33 protein-coding genes are annotated in these 18,723 nt (G+C 33.7%); all 33 read right to left on the bottom strand.

Annotated features, from left to right (window positions below; translation table 11 throughout):
* The 33 genes from Q0663_RS07540 to rpsJ all read right to left on the bottom strand — a co-directional run bounded on the left by Q0663_RS07540 (position 1) and on the right by rpsJ (position 18,720).
* On the bottom strand, positions 1 to 540 hold the full coding sequence (locus Q0663_RS07540; RefSeq protein ID WP_299008913.1) for a hypothetical protein: 540 nt from the start codon (positions 538 to 540) through the stop codon (positions 1 to 3).
* A 160-nt stretch (positions 541 to 700) separates the two neighbouring features.
* Positions 701 to 1,990 carry a phosphopyruvate hydratase gene (eno, locus tag Q0663_RS07545; protein ID WP_299008915.1) on the bottom strand — a complete coding sequence of 430 codons (1,290 nt, stop codon included), beginning with the start codon at positions 1,988 to 1,990 and terminating at the stop codon, positions 701 to 703.
* A gap of 76 nt (positions 1,991 to 2,066) precedes the next feature.
* Entirely contained in the window at positions 2,067 to 3,176 is a 1,110-nt protein-coding gene (gene carA / locus Q0663_RS07550; protein ID WP_299008917.1) for a glutamine-hydrolyzing carbamoyl-phosphate synthase small subunit, read from the bottom strand.
* Positions 3,177 to 3,254: 78 nt separating this feature from the next.
* Positions 3,255 to 3,938, bottom strand: coding sequence for a hypothetical protein (locus Q0663_RS07555; protein WP_299008920.1), 684 nt, complete (start codon positions 3,936 to 3,938; stop codon positions 3,255 to 3,257).
* 100 nt (positions 3,939 to 4,038) lie between these two features.
* The gene (rplQ, locus tag Q0663_RS07560; RefSeq protein WP_047789815.1) at positions 4,039 to 4,515 is read right to left on the bottom strand and encodes a 50S ribosomal protein L17; all 477 of its coding nucleotides are present in this window, start codon (positions 4,513 to 4,515) and stop codon (positions 4,039 to 4,041) included.
* A gap of 62 nt (positions 4,516 to 4,577) precedes the next feature.
* Positions 4,578 to 5,570 carry a DNA-directed RNA polymerase subunit alpha gene (locus tag Q0663_RS07565; protein ID WP_299008925.1) on the bottom strand — a complete coding sequence of 331 codons (993 nt, stop codon included), beginning with the start codon at positions 5,568 to 5,570 and terminating at the stop codon, positions 4,578 to 4,580.
* 103 nt (positions 5,571 to 5,673) lie between these two features.
* Positions 5,674 to 6,279 carry a 30S ribosomal protein S4 gene (gene rpsD / locus Q0663_RS07570; RefSeq protein WP_099215312.1) on the bottom strand — a complete coding sequence of 202 codons (606 nt, stop codon included), beginning with the start codon at positions 6,277 to 6,279 and terminating at the stop codon, positions 5,674 to 5,676.
* Between the two features lie 133 nt (positions 6,280 to 6,412).
* Positions 6,413 to 6,799, bottom strand: coding sequence for a 30S ribosomal protein S11 (gene rpsK, locus Q0663_RS07575; protein WP_047789818.1), 387 nt, complete (start codon positions 6,797 to 6,799; stop codon positions 6,413 to 6,415).
* Positions 6,800 to 6,832: 33 nt separating this feature from the next.
* Positions 6,833 to 7,198 carry a 30S ribosomal protein S13 gene (gene rpsM, locus Q0663_RS07580; protein WP_299008971.1) on the bottom strand — a complete coding sequence of 122 codons (366 nt, stop codon included), beginning with the start codon at positions 7,196 to 7,198 and terminating at the stop codon, positions 6,833 to 6,835.
* Positions 7,199 to 7,304: 106 nt separating this feature from the next.
* Positions 7,305 to 7,421, bottom strand: a complete 117-nt coding sequence (gene ykgO / locus Q0663_RS07585) for a type B 50S ribosomal protein L36 (RefSeq protein WP_010181906.1) — start codon at positions 7,419 to 7,421, stop codon at positions 7,305 to 7,307.
* Between the two features lie 12 nt (positions 7,422 to 7,433).
* On the bottom strand, positions 7,434 to 7,649 hold the full coding sequence (infA, locus tag Q0663_RS07590; RefSeq protein WP_024740627.1) for a translation initiation factor IF-1: 216 nt from the start codon (positions 7,647 to 7,649) through the stop codon (positions 7,434 to 7,436).
* Position 7,650: 1 nt separating this feature from the next.
* Positions 7,651 to 8,970, bottom strand: coding sequence for a preprotein translocase subunit SecY (gene secY, locus Q0663_RS07595; RefSeq protein ID WP_299009655.1), 1,320 nt, complete (start codon positions 8,968 to 8,970; stop codon positions 7,651 to 7,653).
* Between the two features lie 12 nt (positions 8,971 to 8,982).
* Positions 8,983 to 9,435: a 50S ribosomal protein L15 gene (gene rplO / locus Q0663_RS07600; protein WP_028890744.1), complete on the bottom strand. Its 453-nt coding sequence runs from the start codon at positions 9,433 to 9,435 to the stop codon at positions 8,983 to 8,985.
* Positions 9,436 to 9,448: 13 nt separating this feature from the next.
* On the bottom strand, positions 9,449 to 9,631 hold the full coding sequence (gene rpmD, locus Q0663_RS07605) for a 50S ribosomal protein L30 (RefSeq protein ID WP_299008974.1): 183 nt from the start codon (positions 9,629 to 9,631) through the stop codon (positions 9,449 to 9,451).
* 11 nt (positions 9,632 to 9,642) lie between these two features.
* Entirely contained in the window at positions 9,643 to 10,167 is a 525-nt protein-coding gene (rpsE, locus tag Q0663_RS07610; RefSeq protein ID WP_120186510.1) for a 30S ribosomal protein S5, read from the bottom strand.
* 8 nt (positions 10,168 to 10,175) lie between these two features.
* A complete protein-coding gene (rplR, locus tag Q0663_RS07615; RefSeq protein WP_133534558.1) occupies positions 10,176 to 10,526 on the bottom strand; it encodes a 50S ribosomal protein L18 in 351 nt (116 codons plus the stop codon).
* An 18-nt stretch (positions 10,527 to 10,544) separates the two neighbouring features.
* Entirely contained in the window at positions 10,545 to 11,090 is a 546-nt protein-coding gene (gene rplF, locus Q0663_RS07620; protein WP_299008976.1) for a 50S ribosomal protein L6, read from the bottom strand.
* Positions 11,091 to 11,106: 16 nt separating this feature from the next.
* Positions 11,107 to 11,505, bottom strand: coding sequence for a 30S ribosomal protein S8 (gene rpsH, locus Q0663_RS07625; RefSeq protein ID WP_047789826.1), 399 nt, complete (start codon positions 11,503 to 11,505; stop codon positions 11,107 to 11,109).
* Between the two features lie 359 nt (positions 11,506 to 11,864).
* Positions 11,865 to 12,134, bottom strand: a complete 270-nt coding sequence (rpsN, locus tag Q0663_RS07630; RefSeq protein ID WP_028890738.1) for a 30S ribosomal protein S14 — start codon at positions 12,132 to 12,134, stop codon at positions 11,865 to 11,867.
* 4 nt (positions 12,135 to 12,138) lie between these two features.
* Complete coding sequence (gene rplE / locus Q0663_RS07635; protein WP_299008982.1) at positions 12,139 to 12,690, bottom strand: 50S ribosomal protein L5; 552 nt, start codon at positions 12,688 to 12,690, stop codon at positions 12,139 to 12,141.
* A gap of 2 nt (positions 12,691 to 12,692) precedes the next feature.
* Positions 12,693 to 13,001 (bottom strand): 50S ribosomal protein L24, encoded by a 309-nt coding sequence (rplX, locus tag Q0663_RS07640; RefSeq protein WP_125068409.1) that lies wholly within the window; start codon positions 12,999 to 13,001, stop codon positions 12,693 to 12,695.
* Positions 13,002 to 13,015: 14 nt separating this feature from the next.
* Positions 13,016 to 13,384 (bottom strand): 50S ribosomal protein L14, encoded by a 369-nt coding sequence (gene rplN, locus Q0663_RS07645; RefSeq protein ID WP_047789829.1) that lies wholly within the window; start codon positions 13,382 to 13,384, stop codon positions 13,016 to 13,018.
* A gap of 1 nt (position 13,385) precedes the next feature.
* Positions 13,386 to 13,643: a 30S ribosomal protein S17 gene (gene rpsQ / locus Q0663_RS07650; RefSeq protein WP_028890734.1), complete on the bottom strand. Its 258-nt coding sequence runs from the start codon at positions 13,641 to 13,643 to the stop codon at positions 13,386 to 13,388.
* A gap of 18 nt (positions 13,644 to 13,661) precedes the next feature.
* Positions 13,662 to 13,853 carry a 50S ribosomal protein L29 gene (gene rpmC / locus Q0663_RS07655; protein WP_028890733.1) on the bottom strand — a complete coding sequence of 64 codons (192 nt, stop codon included), beginning with the start codon at positions 13,851 to 13,853 and terminating at the stop codon, positions 13,662 to 13,664.
* Positions 13,854 to 13,866: 13 nt separating this feature from the next.
* A complete protein-coding gene (gene rplP / locus Q0663_RS07660; protein ID WP_299008988.1) occupies positions 13,867 to 14,298 on the bottom strand; it encodes a 50S ribosomal protein L16 in 432 nt (143 codons plus the stop codon).
* 19 nt (positions 14,299 to 14,317) lie between these two features.
* A complete protein-coding gene (gene rpsC, locus Q0663_RS07665) occupies positions 14,318 to 15,034 on the bottom strand; it encodes a 30S ribosomal protein S3 (protein ID WP_299008990.1) in 717 nt (238 codons plus the stop codon).
* Positions 15,035 to 15,045: 11 nt separating this feature from the next.
* Positions 15,046 to 15,450, bottom strand: a complete 405-nt coding sequence (gene rplV, locus Q0663_RS07670) for a 50S ribosomal protein L22 (protein ID WP_028890730.1) — start codon at positions 15,448 to 15,450, stop codon at positions 15,046 to 15,048.
* A 9-nt stretch (positions 15,451 to 15,459) separates the two neighbouring features.
* On the bottom strand, positions 15,460 to 15,738 hold the full coding sequence (gene rpsS, locus Q0663_RS07675; RefSeq protein ID WP_028890729.1) for a 30S ribosomal protein S19: 279 nt from the start codon (positions 15,736 to 15,738) through the stop codon (positions 15,460 to 15,462).
* Between the two features lie 6 nt (positions 15,739 to 15,744).
* Entirely contained in the window at positions 15,745 to 16,569 is an 825-nt protein-coding gene (gene rplB / locus Q0663_RS07680) for a 50S ribosomal protein L2 (RefSeq protein ID WP_299008992.1), read from the bottom strand.
* An 11-nt stretch (positions 16,570 to 16,580) separates the two neighbouring features.
* Complete coding sequence (gene rplW / locus Q0663_RS07685; RefSeq protein WP_274635083.1) at positions 16,581 to 16,871, bottom strand: 50S ribosomal protein L23; 291 nt, start codon at positions 16,869 to 16,871, stop codon at positions 16,581 to 16,583.
* 8 nt (positions 16,872 to 16,879) lie between these two features.
* Positions 16,880 to 17,509, bottom strand: coding sequence for a 50S ribosomal protein L4 (rplD, locus tag Q0663_RS07690; protein ID WP_028890726.1), 630 nt, complete (start codon positions 17,507 to 17,509; stop codon positions 16,880 to 16,882).
* Positions 17,509 to 18,126: a 50S ribosomal protein L3 gene (gene rplC / locus Q0663_RS07695; protein ID WP_299008994.1), complete on the bottom strand. Its 618-nt coding sequence runs from the start codon at positions 18,124 to 18,126 to the stop codon at positions 17,509 to 17,511. The genes rplD and rplC overlap by 1 nt, the downstream gene beginning before the upstream one ends.
* A gap of 288 nt (positions 18,127 to 18,414) precedes the next feature.
* Positions 18,415 to 18,720 carry a 30S ribosomal protein S10 gene (gene rpsJ, locus Q0663_RS07700; protein WP_024740605.1) on the bottom strand — a complete coding sequence of 102 codons (306 nt, stop codon included), beginning with the start codon at positions 18,718 to 18,720 and terminating at the stop codon, positions 18,415 to 18,417.
* Between the last annotated feature and the right edge of the window lie 3 nt (positions 18,721 to 18,723).

Below are 18,723 nucleotides of genomic sequence, written 5' to 3' on the forward strand. Positions count from 1 at the left end.
CTATAAATCAAACCCTAAGTTGAGTTGTAGCATCAAAGGAAAATAATAACCATTTCCATTCACATCAAAATAGTATATAGATCCCATATCAAATAAGAAGTGGAAATTTTTACCATATTTACGTTGAATTCCCCAGGTTGGTCCTACAGCAAAATCTAGACCGTCAGTTCCATTAGAATTGCCAAACAATGATTCACTTCTTGTTAAAAATCGTGCAGAAATAAAATTACCTGAGTTATTGCTTGTATTTAATCCTTTGGTTTTACGTTTATCAAAATTATAAAACCATTTATGCTGTACATCTAAAAAAGGCTTAAAAGAGGTGATAAACCCAGAACCTGCTGTATGGTCCGTATGCGGATAACTAACACTATACCCAATACCTACTCCTATAGATAAGGTTGAATTATTCCCTGTAGGAGTTTCGTACTCTACTCCAGGGTTTAAAAAATTAATTCTCCAAACACTTTCAGTTTGTTTTTCTTGAGAAAATACTGTTGCTACAAATAAGCTACAAATAAGTAGGAATGACTTTTTCATAATTATTTTTTTTAGTTCATAAACAACTATATAAAAAGTTAGAAGTGTTTTACCCTACTTTTACTTCTTATATTTAAACTATTTATAAAAAAAGATACTATACTCAACTAAAAGAGCTCGTACAAATGCACGAGCTTTCTTAATTTATGTAGTAGTAAAATTATTTTACTTTAAACGCCTTTTCTTGCGGGTAATAAGCTACATCTGCTAATTGTTCTTCAATACGTAATAACTGATTGTATTTTGCCATACGATCTGAACGCGAAGCTGAACCTGTTTTAATTTGTCCACAGTTTAATGCTACTGCTAAATCTGCAATGGTATTATCTTCAGTTTCTCCTGAACGGTGACTCATTACAGAAGTATATCCTGCATTATGCGCCATGTTTACCGCTGCAATTGTTTCCGTTAATGTACCTATTTGATTTACTTTAATTAAGATTGAATTTGCAATTCCATTCTCAATTCCTTTTGATAAACGCTCAACGTTTGTTACAAATAAATCATCTCCAACTAACTGAACTTTATCACCAACTTTATCTGTTAGCATTTTCCATCCATCCCAATCGTTTTCATCCATTCCATCTTCAATAGAAATAATAGGGTATTTTTCACATAATTCTGCTAAATAAGCAGCTTGCTCTTCTGATGTTCTTACAGCTCCTTTATTTCCTTCGAACTTGGTGTAGTCATATTTTCCATCTACATAAAACTCAGCTGAAGCACAATCTAATGCAATCATTACTTCTTCTCCGAATTTATATCCAGCATTTTTAGTTGCTAAAGCGATGGTTTCAATAGCGTCTTCAGTTCCTTCAAGCGTTGGGGCAAATCCACCTTCATCACCTACAGCTGTAGATAAATTACGATCGTGTAATACTTTCTTTAAATGATGGAAAATTTCTGAACCAACCTGCATTGCTTCTGTAAAGTTTTGAGCTTTTACTGGCATAACCATAAATTCTTGGAATGCGATAGGTGCATCTGAGTGCGAACCTCCATTGATGATGTTCATCATAGGAACAGGCAACGTATTTGCTGAAACACCACCTACATAACGATATAATGGTAAACCTAATTCATTTGCTGCTGCTTTTGCTACCGCTAATGAAACACCTAAGATAGCATTCGCTCCTAATACTGATTTGTTTGGAGTTCCGTCCAAATCAATCATCATTTGATCGATCATATTTTGTTCAAAAACTGATACTCCTAATAACTCTTGAGCAATAACAGTGTTTACGTTTTCAACAGCTTTTAACACACCTTTACCCATGTAATCATTTCCTCCATCACGTAATTCAACAGCTTCGTGTTCTCCTGTAGAAGCTCCTGAAGGTACTGCTGCTCTACCTACAACTCCATTTTCAGTAGTTACATCTACTTCTACGGTAGGGTTTCCTCTTGAATCAAAAATTTGACGTGCGTGAATGTTGATTATCATACTCATAGTTGTTTATTTTTAAGATACATTCCCGTAAGTTTATAACCCACGGGAATGATGTATATTTTTATTTAGATTTTTATTATGCTTTTACTTTTTTGATATTTTCGATAAACTGATCAAATAAGTATTCTGCATCGTGTGGCCCTGGACTTGCTTCTGGGTGGTATTGTACAGAAAATACGTTTTTAGATTTCATTCTAATGCCTGCAACCGTATTGTCATTTAAATGTACATGGGTGATTTCTACATCTGGATGCGCTTCTGTTTCTTCTCTATTGATAGCAAATCCGTGGTTTTGAGAAGTGATTTCACCTTTACCAGTCAATAAATTCTTTACTGGGTGGTTAATTCCTCTGTGACCATTGTGCATCTTATAAGTAGAAATTCCATTGGCCAATGCAATTACCTGGTGCCCTAAACAAATTCCAAATAATGGTAAATCTTTTTCGATAATTTGTTTTGCTGTCTTTTGAGCTTCTTCTAAAGGCTCTGGATCTCCAGGTCCGTTTGAAATAAAATATCCATCTGGATTAAAATCACTCATTTGCTCAAAACTTGCATTGTAAGGATACACTTTAATATAAGCGCCTCTCTTTGCTAAATTTCTTAAAATGTTTTTCTTTATACCTATATCTAAAGCTGATATTTTAATCGGTGCGTTTTCATCTCCTACAAAATAAGGCTCTTTTGTAGATACTTTAGAAGCTAACTCTAGTCCTTCCATATTTGGAGTATCAGCTAATTGCTTCTTTAATTCTTCAATATTATCTACTTCTGTAGAAATAATAGCGTTCATTGCACCGTTATCTCTTATATAAGATACTAATGCACGAGTATCAACATCAGAAATAGCTACTAGATTGTGTTCTTTAAACCAATCAAATAAATTCCGATCAGAATCAACACGAGAGTGTGTGAAACTGAAATTACGACAAATTAATCCTGAAATTTTAATTCCTTCTGATTCTACTTCTTCGTTGTTAACTCCATAGTTACCTATATGCGCATTGGTAGCTACCATAAGTTGTCCATAGTAAGATGGATCAGTAAAAATTTCTTGGTACCCTGTCATACCTGTGTTAAAACAAATCTCTCCTGTAGCAGTTCCTTCTATTCCAATTGATTTTCCGTAGAAAATGGTTCCGTCTGCTAATAAGACTAATGCTTTTTTACGTGTTTGATATTTCATTTAGTGGTGTTGTGTAATTTGGTTGCAAAAATATATAAAAAAAGGACAAACATTTAATGTTTACCCTTTTATGTTATTTTATAATGAATTATAATAATTTAGAATATTTTTTAAATCCTCTTCTTTTCTGAAAGATAAATTATTTGTATCAACATAAAGTTGCACCTGCTTTTTTAAGCTTTTCTCTATATGATTAAAAATCAGCTTTTTCTTTATTTTTTTTAATTTTATTTTTTTACCATGCACCTTGTTTTCTAAGAGATACTCTTTCTTTATTATATAGTGTGCCGGTTTGACAATTTTTCCATTCAACTTATCTATAATTTCTTCTCTCATTGAAGAAATAAAGTTTACTTCTAAATTTAACCGATTTCCTTTTGCCAATACCTCATAAATTTTGTTATCCTTTTTAAGGAATTCTTTTTTATTTATTATCACTTTATTTATACTTGAAAAAACAAAAAGACTGTCTTTATTTATTTTAGATATAAAATAATTTTGTATTAAATCAATATTAAAATTATTTATTTTGTATTTCTTATTATCCTTATCAAAAATTATAGCCTTATTATTAAAATCTTCATAATAATGTACTCTTTTTAAATTTTCACTAGTTTCAGAAGACGTTCTATAAAAACCTGATGATGTTTTAGTAAAGCTATTTTTGGGACCACTATCAATAATTCTAAATGAAGATTGAGAGTATATCAAGTTATTAAACATAAACAATAAAATCACAGTAAAAAGTTGAATCTTTTTCATTTTTATAAATTTTTAATTAAAATCATTCCAATTTACATAAAAAAAAGGATAAACATTAAAATGTTTATCCCTTTGATTTAATTTATAAAAACTTTCATTTTTATTCTTCTTCTTGTGAAGTTTGAGTTTCAACAGCTGCTGCTTCAGTTTTCTTCGCTCCACCACGACGGCTACGACGAGTACTCTTTTTAGCTTTGTTTCCTTTTGGATTGTATAACTCGTTGTAGTCAACTAATTCAACCATTGCCATTGGAGCGTTATCTCCTTGACGGTTTCCTAATTTGATGATACGTACATATCCTCCTGGTCTGTCTGCTACTTTTACAGAAATTTCTTTGAATAATTCTGTAACAGCTTCTTTGCTACGCAAGTAACTAAATACTACACGACGGTTGTGCGTTGTATCGTCTTTAGATTTTGTAATTAAAGGCTCAACAAACTTACGTAAAGCTTTCGCTTTTGCTTCTGTAGTATTGATTCGCTTGTGCTCTATTAAAGAACAAGCCATGTTAGATAACATCGCTTTTCTATGCGCTGTTTTTCTTCCTAAATGATTAAATTTCTTTCCGTGTCTCATGACATTTGGTTTTAGCTCTCATCTTGCTACTACTCTAATTTAGAGGAGCAAAATATGAAAGGTTAATCTTTATCTAATTTGTATTTACTTAAATCCATTCCGAAATTTAAACCTTTGTTAGCCACTAACTCATCTAATTCAGTTAATGATTTTTTACCAAAGTTTCTGAACTTCATTAAATCACTTTTGTTAAATGATACTAAGTCTCCTAAAGTATCAACTTCTGCAGCTTTTAAACAGTTTAAAGCACGAACTGATAAATCCATATCAACTAATTTCGTCTTTAATAACTGACGCATGTGTAATGATTCCTCATCGTATGTTTCAGTTTGTGCGATTTCATCAGCCTCTAAAGTGATACGCTCATCAGAGAATAACATAAAGTGGTGGATTAAAATCTTAGCTGCTTCGGTTAAGGCATCTTTAGGATTGATAGAACCGTCAGTATCGATATCGAAAACTAGCTTTTCGTAATCGGTCTTTTGCTCTACACGGAAATTTTCGATAGCATATTTTACATTCTTAATTGGAGTGTAAATAGAATCTGTGAAAATTGTTCCTAAAGGTGCACCAGCTCTTTTATTTTCTTCTGCTGGTACGAAACCTCTACCTTTTTCAATGGTAATTTCAGCATTTAACGTTACTGATTTATCCATGTTACAAAGTACTAACTCTGGGTTTAATACTTGGAAACCTGAGATAAATTTTTGTAAATCTCCAGCGGTTAATTGCTCTTGTCCTGATATTGCGATAGAAACTGTTTCTCTGTCAGATTCTTCTATCTGCTTCTTAAAACGAACTTGTTTTAAGTTTAAGATGATTTCCGTTACATCTTCTACAACACCTTGAATTGTTGAGAACTCGTGATCTACTCCATCAATACGTAATGATGTAATAGCAGATCCTTCTAATGAAGATAATAATACTCTTCTTAAAGCATTACCAACTGTTAATCCAAAACCTGGTTCAAGAGGTCTAAATTCGAATCTTCCTGAAAAATCAGTAGACTCAATCATTATTACTTTATCAGGTTTTTGAAAATTTAAAATTGCCATATTAATTTGTTTTCTTCGTTTTAATTGTTATTCAGTTGCGCGGTTTATAAGTTTGAAGAAATACGAATAAACCCTTTGGCCGAATACCAATATAATTAGTTTATTATTTAGAGTATAATTCTACGATTAATTGCTCTTTAATATTCTCAGGAATTTGTAATCTTTCTGGTACTTTTACAAATGTTCCAGATTTTTGATCAGCATTCCAAGTTAACCATTCGTAAACATTGCTATTAGCTGCTAAAGCATTTTCAATAGCTTCTAACGACTTAGATTTTTCTCTTACTGCTACTACATCTCCCTCTTTTAATCTATAAGATGGAATGTTAACGATATCTCCGTTAACTGTAATGTGGCGGTGAGATACTAACTGACGTGCAGCTCTACGTGAATTAGCAACACCTAAACGGTATACTACGTTATCTAAACGAGATTCACATAGTTGTAATAAGATTTCACCTGTTACTCCTTGAGAAGCTGATGCTTTTTTGAAAAGGTTACGGAACTGACGCTCTAAAATACCATAAGTATATTTAGCTTTTTGCTTCTCCATTAATTGGATTGCATATTCAGATTTTTTTCCTCTTCTCTTACCAACACCGTGTTGTCCTGGAGGGTAATTTCTTTTTTCGAAGTTCTTGTCATCTCCGAAAATTGCCTCGCCAAATTTACGAGCAATCTTAGTTTTTGGTCCTGTATATCTTGCCATTTCTAATAAAAATTAGTAGGGATTATGAATTAAGGCGTACTCCTTCGATAATCTTTAAATCCTACTGTGTTAAAATACTTGTTTTTTGCGCACAAAAGTACGCTAAATAAAGTATAAGTTGAATTAATTCAACTTATACTCTTCTTCTTTTAGGTGGACGACATCCGTTGTGAGGAATTGGAGTAACATCAATGATTTCTGTTACCTCGATACCTGAATTGTGGATAGATCTGATTGCAGATTCTCTACCGTTACCTGGTCCTTTAACGTACACTTTTACTTTGCGTAAACCTGCTTCTTTAGCAACGTTTGCACAATCTTCTGCTGCTAACTGAGCTGCATAAGGAGTGTTCTTTTTAGAACCTCTGAAGCCCATTTTCCCTGCAGATGACCAAGAAATAACGTCACCTTTTTTGTTTGTTAAAGAAATAATAATATTGTTGAAAGATGCAGTTACGTGTGCTTCACCAACTGACTCTATTACAACTTTACGTTTTTTTGTTACTTTAGACTTTGCCATAATTCTTTACTATTAGTAAAAAATAATCAATGATTATTTTTTCTTGTTAGCTACAGTTTTTCTCTTACCTTTTCTTGTACGAGAGTTATTTTTCGTTCTTTGTCCTCTTAATGGTAAACCAAGTCTGTGACGAATACCTCTTTGACATCCGATGTCCATTAAACGTTTAATGCTTAATTGAACCTCAGAACGTAACTCACCTTCGATAGTGTAAGTTCCTACTTGCTCACGAATTGCTGCAATTTGATCATCCGTCCAATCTTGAACTTTGATACTTTCATCTATGTTAGCAGTTTCTAAAATCTCCTTAGCTCTGCTTCTTCCTATACCAAAGATGTAAGTTAAAGCGATAACACCTCTTTTATTCTTTGGAATATCTATACCTGCGATTCTTGCCATATAATTTAGTTTTTAGCTGTTAGCTTTTAGTTGTTAGAATCCTAAACATTTCTATTTCAAACAGATTCATCTAACTACTAATTACTAATGACTAGTGTCATATTTATTATCCTTGTCTTTGTTTAAACCTAGGATTTTTTTTGTTAATTACGTATAAACGGCCTTTTCTGCGTACAATTTTGCAGTCAGCACTTCTTTTCTTTAATGATGCTCTTACTTTCATCAGTGTGTGTTTTTAATATCTGTAAGTAATTCTTGCCTTTGATAAATCATACGGACTCATTTCTAGCTTTACCTTATCTCCTGGTAATAATTTGATATAATGCATACGCATTTTACCTGAAATGTGTGCCGTAACAATATGTCCATTTTCTAGCTCTACGCGAAACATTGCATTTGATAATGCTTCTGTAATTGTTCCGTCTTGTTGAATTGCTGGTTGCTTAGCCATATTATTTTAATGATTTTCTGTTACTGTTTCCTGTTTTCATTAAACCGTCGTAACGACTATTTAATAAATACGAATTTATTTGCTGAATAGTGTCTATTGCAACTCCTACCATGATGATTAAAGATGTCCCTCCATAAAACATTGCCCAGTTTTGAGTAACCCCAAACTTTACAATGATTGCTGGTAAAATAGATAAAGCTGCTAAGAAGATTGATCCTGGTAATGTAATTCTGGACAATACTGAATCTAAAAAATTAGCTGTTTCTTCACCGGGTTTATATCCTGGAACAAAACCATTACTTCTCTTTAAGTCTTCTGCCATTTTATTCGTAGGAATAGTGATAGCAGTATAAAAGTAACTAAAGACAATAATTAATAAAGCAAATATAACGTTATACCATAAACCGTTAATATCAGTTAAACTGTTTAATGCTGGATATTTTTGCCCCAATGCAATTGGTAAAAACATAATTGCTTGAGCAAAGATAATTGGCATTACACCAGCTGCATTCAACTTTAATGGAATGTACTGTCTTGCGCCATCAACATCTTTAATGTTTGTAACTGCTGTACGACGTGCATATTGAACTGCTACTTTACGTACTGCTGTAACTAGTAATACGGTTAACAAGATTACTACAAACCAAACTATTAATTCGATTAAAATCATCATAATTCCTCCTGCACCTGCAGTTTGTTTAGAAACTAACTCTTGAATGAATGCTGCTGGGAAGTTTGCAATAATACCTACGGTAATTAATAATGATATACCATTACCAACTCCTTTATCAGTAATACGCTCTCCTAACCACATTGCAAAAATTGTTCCTGCACTTAAAAGAATTATAGATGATACCCAAAATGTTGCTCCTGTTACTAAAAATGCTTCTTGCGGTAAACCCATTTGATTTTGGATTACTCCAATATAAGTTGGTGCTTGAAACAATGTAATAGCAATCGTAAGCCATCTTGTTATTTGCGTAATCTTCTTACGTCCACTTTCTCCATCTTTTTGTAGCTTTTGTAAATAAGGTACAGCAATACCCATTAATTGAACTACAATAGAAGCAGAAATATAAGGCATTATACCAAGTGCCATTACTGACGCTCTAGCAAATGCCCCACCTGTAAATGCGTTTAATAAACCTAAAAGTCCATCAGAAGTACTGTCTTTTAATGCTGTTAATTGAGTTGGATCAATTCCTGGTAAAGGAACAGCTGCCATAAAACGGTAAACAGCAATTAAACCTAAGGTTAAAAGTAATTTTTCTTTTAACTCTTCTATCTTCCAAATGTCTTTTAAAGTATTTATAAAATTCATCATTTACAATTATTATAAAGTTACTGCTTCACCTCCCGCTGCTTCGATAGCTGCTTTTGCTGATGCTGTATACTTGTGTACAGTTATATTTAATTTAGCTTTTAACTCTCCACCACCTAATATTTTTACTAAGTCGTTTTTACGAGCTAACCTGTTTTCAACTAAAACATCTAAATTAACTGTATCTGTTATCTTTCCGTTATCTACTAATGATTGTAACTTGTCTAAATTCACACCAACATACTCTTTACGGTTAATGTTAGTGAATCCAAATTTAGGCACACGTCTTTGAAGTGGCATTTGTCCTCCTTCAAATCCTACTTTACGAGAATAACCAGAACGAGATTTAGCTCCCTTGTGTCCTCTTCCTGCAGTAGTTGCTTTACCAGAACCTTCTCCACGTCCTACACGCTTCCCTTTGTTCTTAGTCGCCCCAGCTGCTGGTTTTAAGTTGTGTAAACTCATCTTTATTATTGTCTTATTTAATTTCTTCAACAGAAACTAAGTGTGAAACTTTACTTACCATACCCAAAATTGTAGCTGTTGCATCGTGCTCTACAGTTTGGTTCATTTTACGTAAACCTAACGCCTCTAACGTTCTTTTCTGATTTTTAAGGCGACCGATTTGACTTTTTACTTGTGTAACTCTAATTTTACTCATCGTCTTAAATTTTAACCGTTAAAAACTTTCTCTAAAGAAATACCTCTTTGCTTAGCAATAGTTGCTGCACTACGTAATTGTAATAAAGCGTCAAAAGTAGCTTTTACTACGTTATGAGGGTTTGATGATCCTTGAGATTTTGATAATACGTCTTTAATTCCAACAGATTCTAATACCAAACGTACAGCACCTCCGGCAATAACCCCGGTACCGTGTGAAGCTGGCTTGATGAATACTTTTGCTCCACCAAATTTACCTTTTTGCTCGTGTGGTAATGTTCCGTCTAAAATAGGAATACGCACTAAGTTTTTCTTTGCATCTTCTACTGCTTTTGCAATTGCAGAAGAAACATCTTTAGACTTCCCTAATCCGTGACCTACAACTCCGTTACCATCTCCAACTACTACGATAGCAGAGAAACCAAATGCTCTACCTCCTTTAGTTACTTTAGTAACACGTTGTACTCCTACTAATTTATCTACAAGCTCTAATCCGCTTGGTTTTACTCTTTCTACGTTTTTATATCCTAACATAATATAATTTCTTAAAATTTTAAACCAGCTTCTCTAGCAGCGTCTGCTAATACTTTAACTCTACCGTGGTATAAATAACCATTACGATCAAAAGCAACAGTATCAACACCAGCTTTTACAGCTTTTTCAGCAATAGCTTTTCCAACAGCTGTAGCTGCTTCTGCTTTAGAACTAGATGTAATTTCTTTATCTCTTGATGATGCAGATGCTAATGTTACACCAGCAACGTCATCGATTAACTGAGCATAGATTTCTTTGTTACTTCTAAATACTGATAACCTAGGTTTAGCAGCTGTACCAGTAACGATTTTTCTAATTCTATGCTTAATTCGTTGTCTTCTTTCAAGCTTTGATAATGCCATAATAATTTCTCTTGTTTATTATGCAGATTTACCTGCTTTTCTTCTTAATACTTCTCCTACAAACTTAATTCCTTTTCCTTTGTAAGGCTCTGGCTTACGGAAAGAACGAATTTTTGCTGCAACTTGACCTACTAATTGTTTGTCATGTGAAGTTAATTTTACGATTGGATTTTTACCTTTTTCAGATACCGTCTCAACCTTAACTTCTGGAGCTAAATCTAAAACAATGTTATGAGAAAAACCTAAGGCTAAATCTAACTTTTGACCTTGGTTAGATGCTCTATAACCAACACCTACTAACTCTAACTCTTTAGTAAAACCTTTGCTAACACCTTCAACCATATTATTGATTAAAGCACGATATAAACCATGTGCAGCTCTATGATCTTTACTTTCTGATGGTCTCTCTAAAGTGATAGTACCATCTTCAACTTTTACAGTAATTCCAGACTTAATTTCTTGAGTTAACTCTCCTAATTTACCTTTTACTGTAACCACATTTCCGTCTACTTTTACTTCAACACCTTGTGGCAATGCGATTGGATTCTTTCCTATTCTACTCATCTTACAAAATGTTTTTTTAGTAAACGTAACATAATACTTCTCCACCAACGTTCTCTTGTCTTGCTTTTTTGTTTGTCATTACACCTTTTGATGTAGAAACAATAGCAATACCTAATCCGTTTAATACTCTTGGCATTTCTTTAGCGCCAACGTATCTACGTAAACCTGGTGTTGAAATTCTTTGAATCTTTCTGATTACTGATTCTTTCGTATCACGATCGTATTTTAAAGCTATCTTGATAGTTCCTTGAACCTTGTCGTCATTGAACTGATAACTTAAAATGTAACCTTGATCGAACAAAATCTTCGTCATTTCCTTCTTCAACTTAGAAGCAGGAACTTCAACTACTCTGTGATTTGCTGCAATAGCATTTCTCACTCGAGTAAGAAAATCCGCGATTGGATCTGTATACATAGTTAATTAATTTTCGGTTTTGGTTTTTAGCATCTTTACAAGTACTAAACCTGAAACCAGTTAATATTTATTTAATTGTTTTTTGAGTAAAATCTCGTAGGCATTATACTGTTTGATTAGTATTTACTTACAAGGCATAATTTACCCTATAAAAACAGTGTGCAAATATACATAAACTTTTTAAAAATCAAACCTTTTTAATCATTATCATTTTTAGTATCAAAATATTACGTTTTTACAAGTCTATTTTAAACTAAAATGAAGTTTATATATTTAACGGTTACAACTTTATTTTAAACACAAAAGGCGTATAACTTTTTATTGTTATACACCTTTTGTTTACATATTTAAAGAGCTGTTTACCAGCTTGCTTTTTTTACTCCTGGAATTAATCCTTGGTTAGCCATTTCACGGAAAGTAACACGTGAAATTCCGAACTGACGCATATATCCTTTTGGACGTCCAGTTAGTTTACAACGATTGTGCATTCTAATTGGTGATGCGTTTTTTGGTAACTTTTGTAAAGCTTCATAGTCTCCAGCTTCTTTTAAAGCTTTTCTCTTTTCAGCATACTTAGCAACCATTTTAGCTCTTTTGCGCTCACGCGCTTTCATTGATTCTTTAGCCATCTTATTAATTCTTTTTAAATGGTAATCCTAATTCTCCTAATAATGATTTAGCTTCTTTATCAGTGTTTGCAGATGTTACAAAAGTAATATCCATACCACTAATTTTTTTCACTTGATCAATATTAATCTCTGGGTAGATGATTTGTTCAGTAATACCTAAGTTGTAATTACCTCTACCATCAAAACCATTTGCTTTGATACCGTTAAAGTCTCTTACACGTGGTAAAGAAGCTGTAACTAACCTATCTAAAAATTCGTACATTTTATCTCCTCTTAACGTAACTTTTGCTCCAATTGGCATTCCTTTACGTAACTTGAAGTTTGCAACATCTTTCTTAGAGATTGTAGATACTGCCTTTTGACCTGTGATAGTTGTTAACTCGTCAATAGCATATTCTATCAATTTCTTATCTGCTATAGCAGCACCAATACCTTTACTTACAACGATTTTTTGTAATTTAGGTACTTGCATTACATTGCTATAACCAAATTCATCAGTAAGAGCTTTGATAACTCTGCTCTTGTACTCTTCTCTTAATCTTGGTACGTAACTCATTGTTATATTGCTTTATCTGATTTTTTTGACACTCTTACTTTCTTATCTCCTTCAACTTTATATCCTACTCTTACTGCTTCACCATTTTCGGTTAAAGCTACGTTTGATATATGTAATGGAGCTTCTTTCTTTACAATTCCTCCTTGTGGATTTGCAGCGCTTGGTTTAGTGTGTTTAGACACCATGTTTACACCTTCTACTACTACTCTATCCTTATCTTTAAGAATTTGTAAAACTTTTCCTTCAGATCCTTTGTGATCTCCTGCTATAACTTTAACAGTATCTCCTGATTTAATTTTAAATTTTTTCATTTTAAAATCTGATTTTATAACACCTCAGGTGCTAATGATACTATTTTCATAAATTGTTTCTCACGTAATTCACGAGCCACAGGACCGAATACACGAGTACCTCTCATTTCCTCTGAAGGATTTAAAAGTACACAAGCATTGTCATCAAATCTGATATATGATCCGTCTTTACGTCTAACTTCTTTCTTAGTACGAACAACAACTGCACGAGATACTTGACCTTTCTTTACAGTTCCGTTTGGAGTTGCAGATTTTACTGAAACTACAATTTTATCTCCAACGCTAGCGTAACGCTTTTTTGTTCCTCCTAAAACTCTAATCACTAAAACTTCTTTTGCTCCAGTGTTATCTGCGACTTTTAATCTTGATTCTGTCTGTAACATATTATTTAGCTCTTTCTAGGATTTCTACTAATCTCCAACGCTTAGATTTACTCATAGGACGTGTTTCCATGATCCTTACAGTATCACCTTCGTTGCAATCGTTATTCTCGTCATGTGCAACGTACTTCTTAGTCTTTAATACGAACTTTCCGTACATTGGGTGCTTTACTCTTTTTACCTCGCTAACTACGATAGATTTCTCCATTTTGTTGCTAGATACTACACCGATTCTCTCTTTTCTAAGATTTCTTTTTTCCATCTTTAAAACTGACTAGAATTATTGTAATTCTCTTTTAGTTAACTCTGTAGCAATTCTTGCCACAGTTTTTCTTAAGCTACGTAACTCTAATGGGTTTTCCAATGGAGTTATGGCATGAGCCATCTTAAGATCAGTATAATTTTTCTTCAACGCCCCTAGCTTTTCTTGTAAGTCAGCTGTTGATAATTCTTTAATTTCTGATTGTTTCATGATCTAAATAGAATTAAGCGTTATAATCAAAATCTCTTGCTATTACAAACTTCGTTTTTACAGGAAGTTTTTGAGCTGCTAAACGTAAAGCTTCTTTTGCTACTTCCATTGGTACTCCACCAACTTCAAACAAAATTCTACCTGGTTTTACAACAGCTACAAAATGATCAGGTGCACCTTTACCTTTACCCATACGTACCTCTAATGGTTTCTTAGTGATAGGTTTATCTGGGAAAATTTTAATCCAAAGTTGCCCCTCTCTTTTCATATAACGAGTTGCCGCAATACGAGCTGCCTCAATTTGACGAGAGGTAAGTAAGTTCTGGTCTAATGATTTGATACCAAACATTCCGTTAGAAAGTTGAGTACCTCTACCAGAGTTACCTTTCATATTTCCTTTCGCCTTCTGTACCTTACGGTATTTTACTCTTTTTGGCTGTAACATTTTTAATTTCTTTTAAAAATTATTTTCTTCTGCGAGGTTGACGTTTACCACCACCTTTGTTAGAGTTACCTTTTTGTTTAGATAATCCTACTAATGGAGATAATTCACGTTTTCCATAAACCTCACCTTTCATAATCCATACTTTCACACCGATTCTTCCGTATGTAGTATGTGACTCAACAAGTGCATAGTCGATGTCTGCTCTGAAGGTAGAAAGAGGGATTCTTCCTTCTTTATAATGCTCAGAACGTGCCATTTCAGCTCCGTTTAAACGACCTGATAATTGCACTTTAATTCCTTCTGCATTCATTCTCATTGCAGCAGCAATTGCCATCTTTGTAGCTCGCTTGTAAGAAATTCTGTTTTCGATTTGGCGTGCGATACTAGCTGCTACTAATTTTGCATCTAATTCTGGACGCTTAATTTCGAAAATGTTAATTTGAACTTCTTTCCCTGTAATCTTCTTAAGCTCTTCTTTTAACTTGTCTACCTCTTGACCTCCTTTACCAATAATGATACCTGGACGTGCAGTAGTGATAGTAACGGTTACAAGTTTTAAAGTACGCTCAATAATAATACGAGAAACACTTGCTTTTGATAAACGAGCGTTGATATACTTTCTGATTTTATCATCTTCAGCAATCTTATCTCCGTAGTCATTTCCACCATACCAGTTAGATTCCCATCCTCTGATAATTCCTAAACGATTTCCTATTGGATTTGTCTTTTGTCCCATTTCTACTTTGATTAATTACTGTTATTTTTAGTTCCTAACTCTAAAGTTACGTGGTTAGAACGCTTACGAATTCTGTGAGCACGTCCTTGTGGAGCTGGTCTTAACCTTTTTAACATACCTGCGCTATCAACACAAATTGATTTTACATATAATCCTGCATCTTCGATGCTAGCATCTTCATTTTTAGCTTGCCAGTTAGCAATAGCTGATAATAATAACTTTTCTAAGTTACGTGATGCTTCTTTTGGACTGAATTTTAAGATTTGTAAAGCTTTTTCAACTTCAACTCCTCTTACTAAATCTGCTACCAAGCGCATTTTTCTTGGTGATGTAGGACAATTAGTTAATTTAGCAAAAGCTCTAGACTTTCTGGCCTCTTTTAACTGTGTTGCCATGTTATGTTTACGACTTCCCATAATTTCCTACTATTTTTTACCTTTATTTTTTGCACCAGCGTGCCCTCTAAAAGAACGTGTTGGTGAAAATTCGCCTAATTTATGACCTACCATGTTTTCAGTAACGTAAACTGGTACAAACTGACGTCCGTTATGAACTGCAATTGTTTGTCCTACGAAATCTGGAGTAATCATACTTGCTCTAGACCAAGTTTTGATAACTGATTTACTTCCTGCTTCTACGTTAGCTAACACTTTTTTCTCTAACTTATAGTGAACGTAAGGTCCTTTTTTTAATGATCTTGCCATGGTTTATTATTTCTTTCTACGTTCTATAATATACTTGTTACTAGCTTTGGTCTTAGATCTAGTCTTAAATCCTTTGGCTGGGATACCGTTTCTAGATCTTGGATGTCCTCCAGAAGAACGTCCTTCACCACCACCCATTGGGTGATCAACTGGGTTCATACGAACAGCATTCGTTCTTGGTCTTCTACCTAACCATCTACTTCTACCTGCTTTACCAGATACTAATAATTGGTGGTCAGAGTTAGACACAACTCCGATAGTTGCCATACAAGTTAACAAGATTAATCTTGTTTCACCTGAAGGTAACTTTACTGTTGCATACTTACCATCTCTTGCCATTAATTGAGCAAATGAACCAGCTGAACGAGCCATGACAGCTCCTTGTCCTGGGTGCAACTCAATACAAGAAATTGTAGTACCTAATGGAATATCGTTTAAGTACATAGCGTTACCAACTTCTGGCGTAGCTTCTTTTCCTGACACGATTGTTTGACCTACTTTTAAACCGTTTTGTGCAATTACATAACGTTTTTCACCATCAGAATAACTAACTAATGCAATAAATGCAGTACGGTTTGGATCGTACTCGATAGTTTTTACTGTTGCAGGAACACCTTGCTTATCTCTTTTAAAATCGATAATACGGTATTTTTGTTTATGACCTCCACCAATGTTACGTGTAGTCATTCTACCCTGGTTGTTTCGACCTCCAGATCGTTTTTTCGGAGCTAATAAAGATTTCTCCGGCTTATCAGTAGTAATGGTGTCGAACCCATTTACAACTCTAAAACGCTGACCTGGTGTTATTGGTTTTAATTTTCTAACTGACATTCTGTCTTTTCTTAAAGATTGTTATAAAAATCAATAGTTTCTCCTTCAGCTAACTGAACGATTGCTTTCTTGTATCCACTTGTTAATCCAGAAACTAAACCTTTTTTTGTGTATTTAGTTTTTCTTAATGCTGGATAGTTCATAGTTTTTACAGACTCGATCGCTACACCATAAGCAGCCTCAACAGCTCCTTTGATTTCTAATTTGTTAGCTTTTTTGTTTACAACAAATGTATAACGGTTGTTTAACTCGCTATCATTTGTAGCTTTTTCTGTAATAATAGGTTTAATTAAAATACTCATTTTCTTCCCTATTTACTTAAATTAGACTCAATTCCTTCTAGAGAGCTCTCAGCGATAACAACTTTGTTAGCATTTAAAACGCTATACGTGTTAATTCCTGAAGCGTCTACTACTTTAGAACCTTTTAAGTTACGAGATGATAAGTAAACGTTTTTACTTTCTTCACCTAATACAAATAAAGACTTTTTAGCGTCTAATTCTAAAGCTTTTAATACATTGATAAACTCTTTAGTTTTTGGAGCTTCAAAATTGAAGTCTTCAATTACAACTAAATTGTTTTCTTTTGCTTGAATACTTAAAGCTGACTTACGTGCTAAACGCTTTAAGTTTTTATTCAATTTAAAAGAGTAGTTTCTTGGTCTTGGACCGAAAATACGTCCACCACCTCTAAAAACTGGAGACTTGATACTACCCGCACGAGCTGTACCTGTTCCTTTTTGTTTTTTAATCTTTCTTGTACTACCGGCAATCTCAGCTCTTTCTTTCGATTTGTGAGTACCTTGTCTTTGATTAGCCAAATACTGCTTTACATCTAAATAAATCGCGTGATCATTTGGCTCAATTCCGAATACCTCGTTAGAAAGTTCAACTTTTCTACCAGTATCTTTTCCTGTAATATCTAATACTGCTACTTTCATTATTTCTCGATAGTTACATAAGAGTTTTTGTGACCAGGAACTGCTCCTTTTACTACGATAAGATTCTTATCTGCAACCACTTTTAAAACTCTTAAATTTTGAACTTTTACTTTGTCTCCACCCATACGACCTGCCATACGCATTCCTTTGAATACTCTTGCAGGGTATGATGCTGCACCAATTGAACCAGGAGCTCTTAAACGGTTATGTTGACCGTGAGTTGCTTGTCCAACTCCGCCAAAACCATGACGTTTAACAACACCTTGAAATCCTTTACCTTTAGAAATTCCTGATACATCAACGAATTCTCCTTCAGTAAATAATTCAACAGTAATTGAGTCACCTAATTTGTACTCACCTTCGAACTCTTGGAATTCAACAACTTTCTTTTTAGCAGATGTACCAGCTTTTTTAAAGTGACCATCTAAAGCTTTATTAGAGCTTTTTGCTTTTTTGTCATCGAAACCAAGTTGTAAAGCGTTATAGCCGTCAACCTCTTCGGTTCTGACTTGGGTAACAACGCAAGGACCTGCTTCGATTACAGTACAAGGAATATTCTTCCCGTTCTCGTCGAATAAGCTGGTCATTCCAATTTTTCTTCCTATTAACCCAGACATATTTGTTAATTTTCAGACGAATAGATATATTTTATCCAGCGCGTCTATTAATAAATGATTATTTGAAACGAATGTTTCTATTTTTTCCTTTGAATTTTTCAAAAAAAAAGAGCGAAAAACACCTTCACTCTGAATTTGTTTTTACCATTTTTCCTTCGCGAAACCCTCAGGACATGTCATTTCTGTATACTTTACAGAAATATTTACACGCCGAAACGTAAATTTCGGTGTGCAAAAGTATAAAAAACTTTCGGCTTAACAAAATTAAACCGAAAGTTATTGATTTACTTATACTTTTATCTCAACTTCAACTCCACTTGGTAACTCAAGTTTCATTAAAGCATCAATAGTTTTTGAAGAAGAACTATAAATGTCTAATAATCTTTTGTAAGCAGATAATTGAAATTGCTCTCTTGATTTTTTATTTACGTGCGGTGAACGTAAAACTGTAAAAATCTTTTTATTTGTTGGTAAAGGAATCGGCCCGTTTACTACAGCACCAGTACTCTTTACTGTCTTTACGATTTTCTCAGCAGACTTGTCTACTAAATTATAATCGTAAGATTTTAACTTTATTCTAATTTTTTGACTCATCTT

It is taken from the genome of uncultured Tenacibaculum sp., assembly GCF_947504135.1.
In the GTDB taxonomy this organism is placed as follows: domain Bacteria; phylum Bacteroidota; class Bacteroidia; order Flavobacteriales; family Flavobacteriaceae; genus Polaribacter.

Bases quoted from the DNA above. Each gene is read 5' to 3' on its own strand.
- Q0663_RS07540 (WP_299008913.1), bottom strand. From the start codon at position 540: ATGAAAAAGTCATTCCTACTTATTTGTAGCTTATTTGTAGCAACAGTA.
- eno (WP_299008915.1), bottom strand. From the start codon at position 1,990: ATGAGTATGATAATCAACATTCACGCACGTCAAATTTTTGATTCAAGA.
- carA (WP_299008917.1), bottom strand. From the start codon at position 3,176: ATGAAATATCAAACACGTAAAAAAGCATTAGTCTTATTAGCAGACGGA.
- Q0663_RS07555 (WP_299008920.1), bottom strand. From the start codon at position 3,938: ATGAAAAAGATTCAACTTTTTACTGTGATTTTATTGTTTATGTTTAAT.
- rplQ (WP_047789815.1), bottom strand. From the start codon at position 4,515: ATGAGACACGGAAAGAAATTTAATCATTTAGGAAGAAAAACAGCGCAT.
- Q0663_RS07565 (WP_299008925.1), bottom strand. From the start codon at position 5,570: ATGGCAATTTTAAATTTTCAAAAACCTGATAAAGTAATAATGATTGAG.
- rpsD (WP_099215312.1), bottom strand. From the start codon at position 6,279: ATGGCAAGATATACAGGACCAAAAACTAAGATTGCTCGTAAATTTGGC.
- rpsK (WP_047789818.1), bottom strand. From the start codon at position 6,799: ATGGCAAAGTCTAAAGTAACAAAAAAACGTAAAGTTGTAATAGAGTCA.
- rpsM (WP_299008971.1), bottom strand. From the start codon at position 7,198: ATGGCAAGAATCGCAGGTATAGATATTCCAAAGAATAAAAGAGGTGTT.
- ykgO (WP_010181906.1), bottom strand. From the start codon at position 7,421: ATGAAAGTAAGAGCATCATTAAAGAAAAGAAGTGCTGACTGCAAAATT.
- infA (WP_024740627.1), bottom strand. From the start codon at position 7,649: ATGGCTAAGCAACCAGCAATTCAACAAGACGGAACAATTACAGAAGCA.
- secY (WP_299009655.1), bottom strand. From the start codon at position 8,970: ATGAATTTTATAAATACTTTAAAAGACATTTGGAAGATAGAAGAGTTA.
- rplO (WP_028890744.1), bottom strand. From the start codon at position 9,435: ATGAGTTTACACAACTTAAAACCAGCAGCTGGGGCGACTAAGAACAAA.
- rpmD (WP_299008974.1), bottom strand. From the start codon at position 9,631: ATGAGTAAAATTAGAGTTACACAAGTAAAAAGTCAAATCGGTCGCCTT.
- rplR (WP_133534558.1), bottom strand. From the start codon at position 10,526: ATGGCATTATCAAAGCTTGAAAGAAGACAACGAATTAAGCATAGAATT.
- rplF (WP_299008976.1), bottom strand. From the start codon at position 11,090: ATGAGTAGAATAGGAAAGAATCCAATCGCATTGCCACAAGGTGTTGAA.
- rpsH (WP_047789826.1), bottom strand. From the start codon at position 11,505: ATGTATACAGATCCAATCGCGGATTTTCTTACTCGAGTGAGAAATGCT.
- rpsN (WP_028890738.1), bottom strand. From the start codon at position 12,134: ATGGCTAAAGAATCAATGAAAGCGCGTGAGCGCAAAAGAGCTAAAATG.
- rplE (WP_299008982.1), bottom strand. From the start codon at position 12,690: ATGAGTTACGTACCAAGATTAAGAGAAGAGTACAAGAGCAGAGTTATC.
- rplX (WP_125068409.1), bottom strand. From the start codon at position 13,001: ATGAAAAAATTTAAAATTAAATCAGGAGATACTGTTAAAGTTATAGCA.
- rplN (WP_047789829.1), bottom strand. From the start codon at position 13,384: ATGTTACAGACAGAATCAAGATTAAAAGTCGCAGATAACACTGGAGCA.
- rpsQ (WP_028890734.1), bottom strand. From the start codon at position 13,643: ATGGAAAAAAGAAATCTTAGAAAAGAGAGAATCGGTGTAGTATCTAGC.
- rpmC (WP_028890733.1), bottom strand. From the start codon at position 13,853: ATGAAACAATCAGAAATTAAAGAATTATCAACAGCTGACTTACAAGAA.
- rplP (WP_299008988.1), bottom strand. From the start codon at position 14,298: ATGTTACAGCCAAAAAGAGTAAAATACCGTAAGGTACAGAAGGCGAAA.
- rpsC (WP_299008990.1), bottom strand. From the start codon at position 15,034: ATGGGACAAAAGACAAATCCAATAGGAAATCGTTTAGGAATTATCAGA.
- rplV (WP_028890730.1), bottom strand. From the start codon at position 15,450: ATGGGAAGTCGTAAACATAACATGGCAACACAGTTAAAAGAGGCCAGA.
- rpsS (WP_028890729.1), bottom strand. From the start codon at position 15,738: ATGGCAAGATCATTAAAAAAAGGACCTTACGTTCACTATAAGTTAGAG.
- rplB (WP_299008992.1), bottom strand. From the start codon at position 16,569: ATGTCAGTTAGAAAATTAAAACCAATAACACCAGGTCAGCGTTTTAGA.
- rplW (WP_274635083.1), bottom strand. From the start codon at position 16,871: ATGAGTATTTTAATTAAACCTATTATTACAGAAAAAGCTACAAATGAT.
- rplD (WP_028890726.1), bottom strand. From the start codon at position 17,509: ATGAAAGTAGCAGTATTAGATATTACAGGAAAAGATACTGGTAGAAAA.
- rplC (WP_299008994.1), bottom strand. From the start codon at position 18,126: ATGTCTGGGTTAATAGGAAGAAAAATTGGAATGACCAGCTTATTCGAC.
- rpsJ (WP_024740605.1), bottom strand. From the start codon at position 18,720: ATGAGTCAAAAAATTAGAATAAAGTTAAAATCTTACGATTATAATTTA.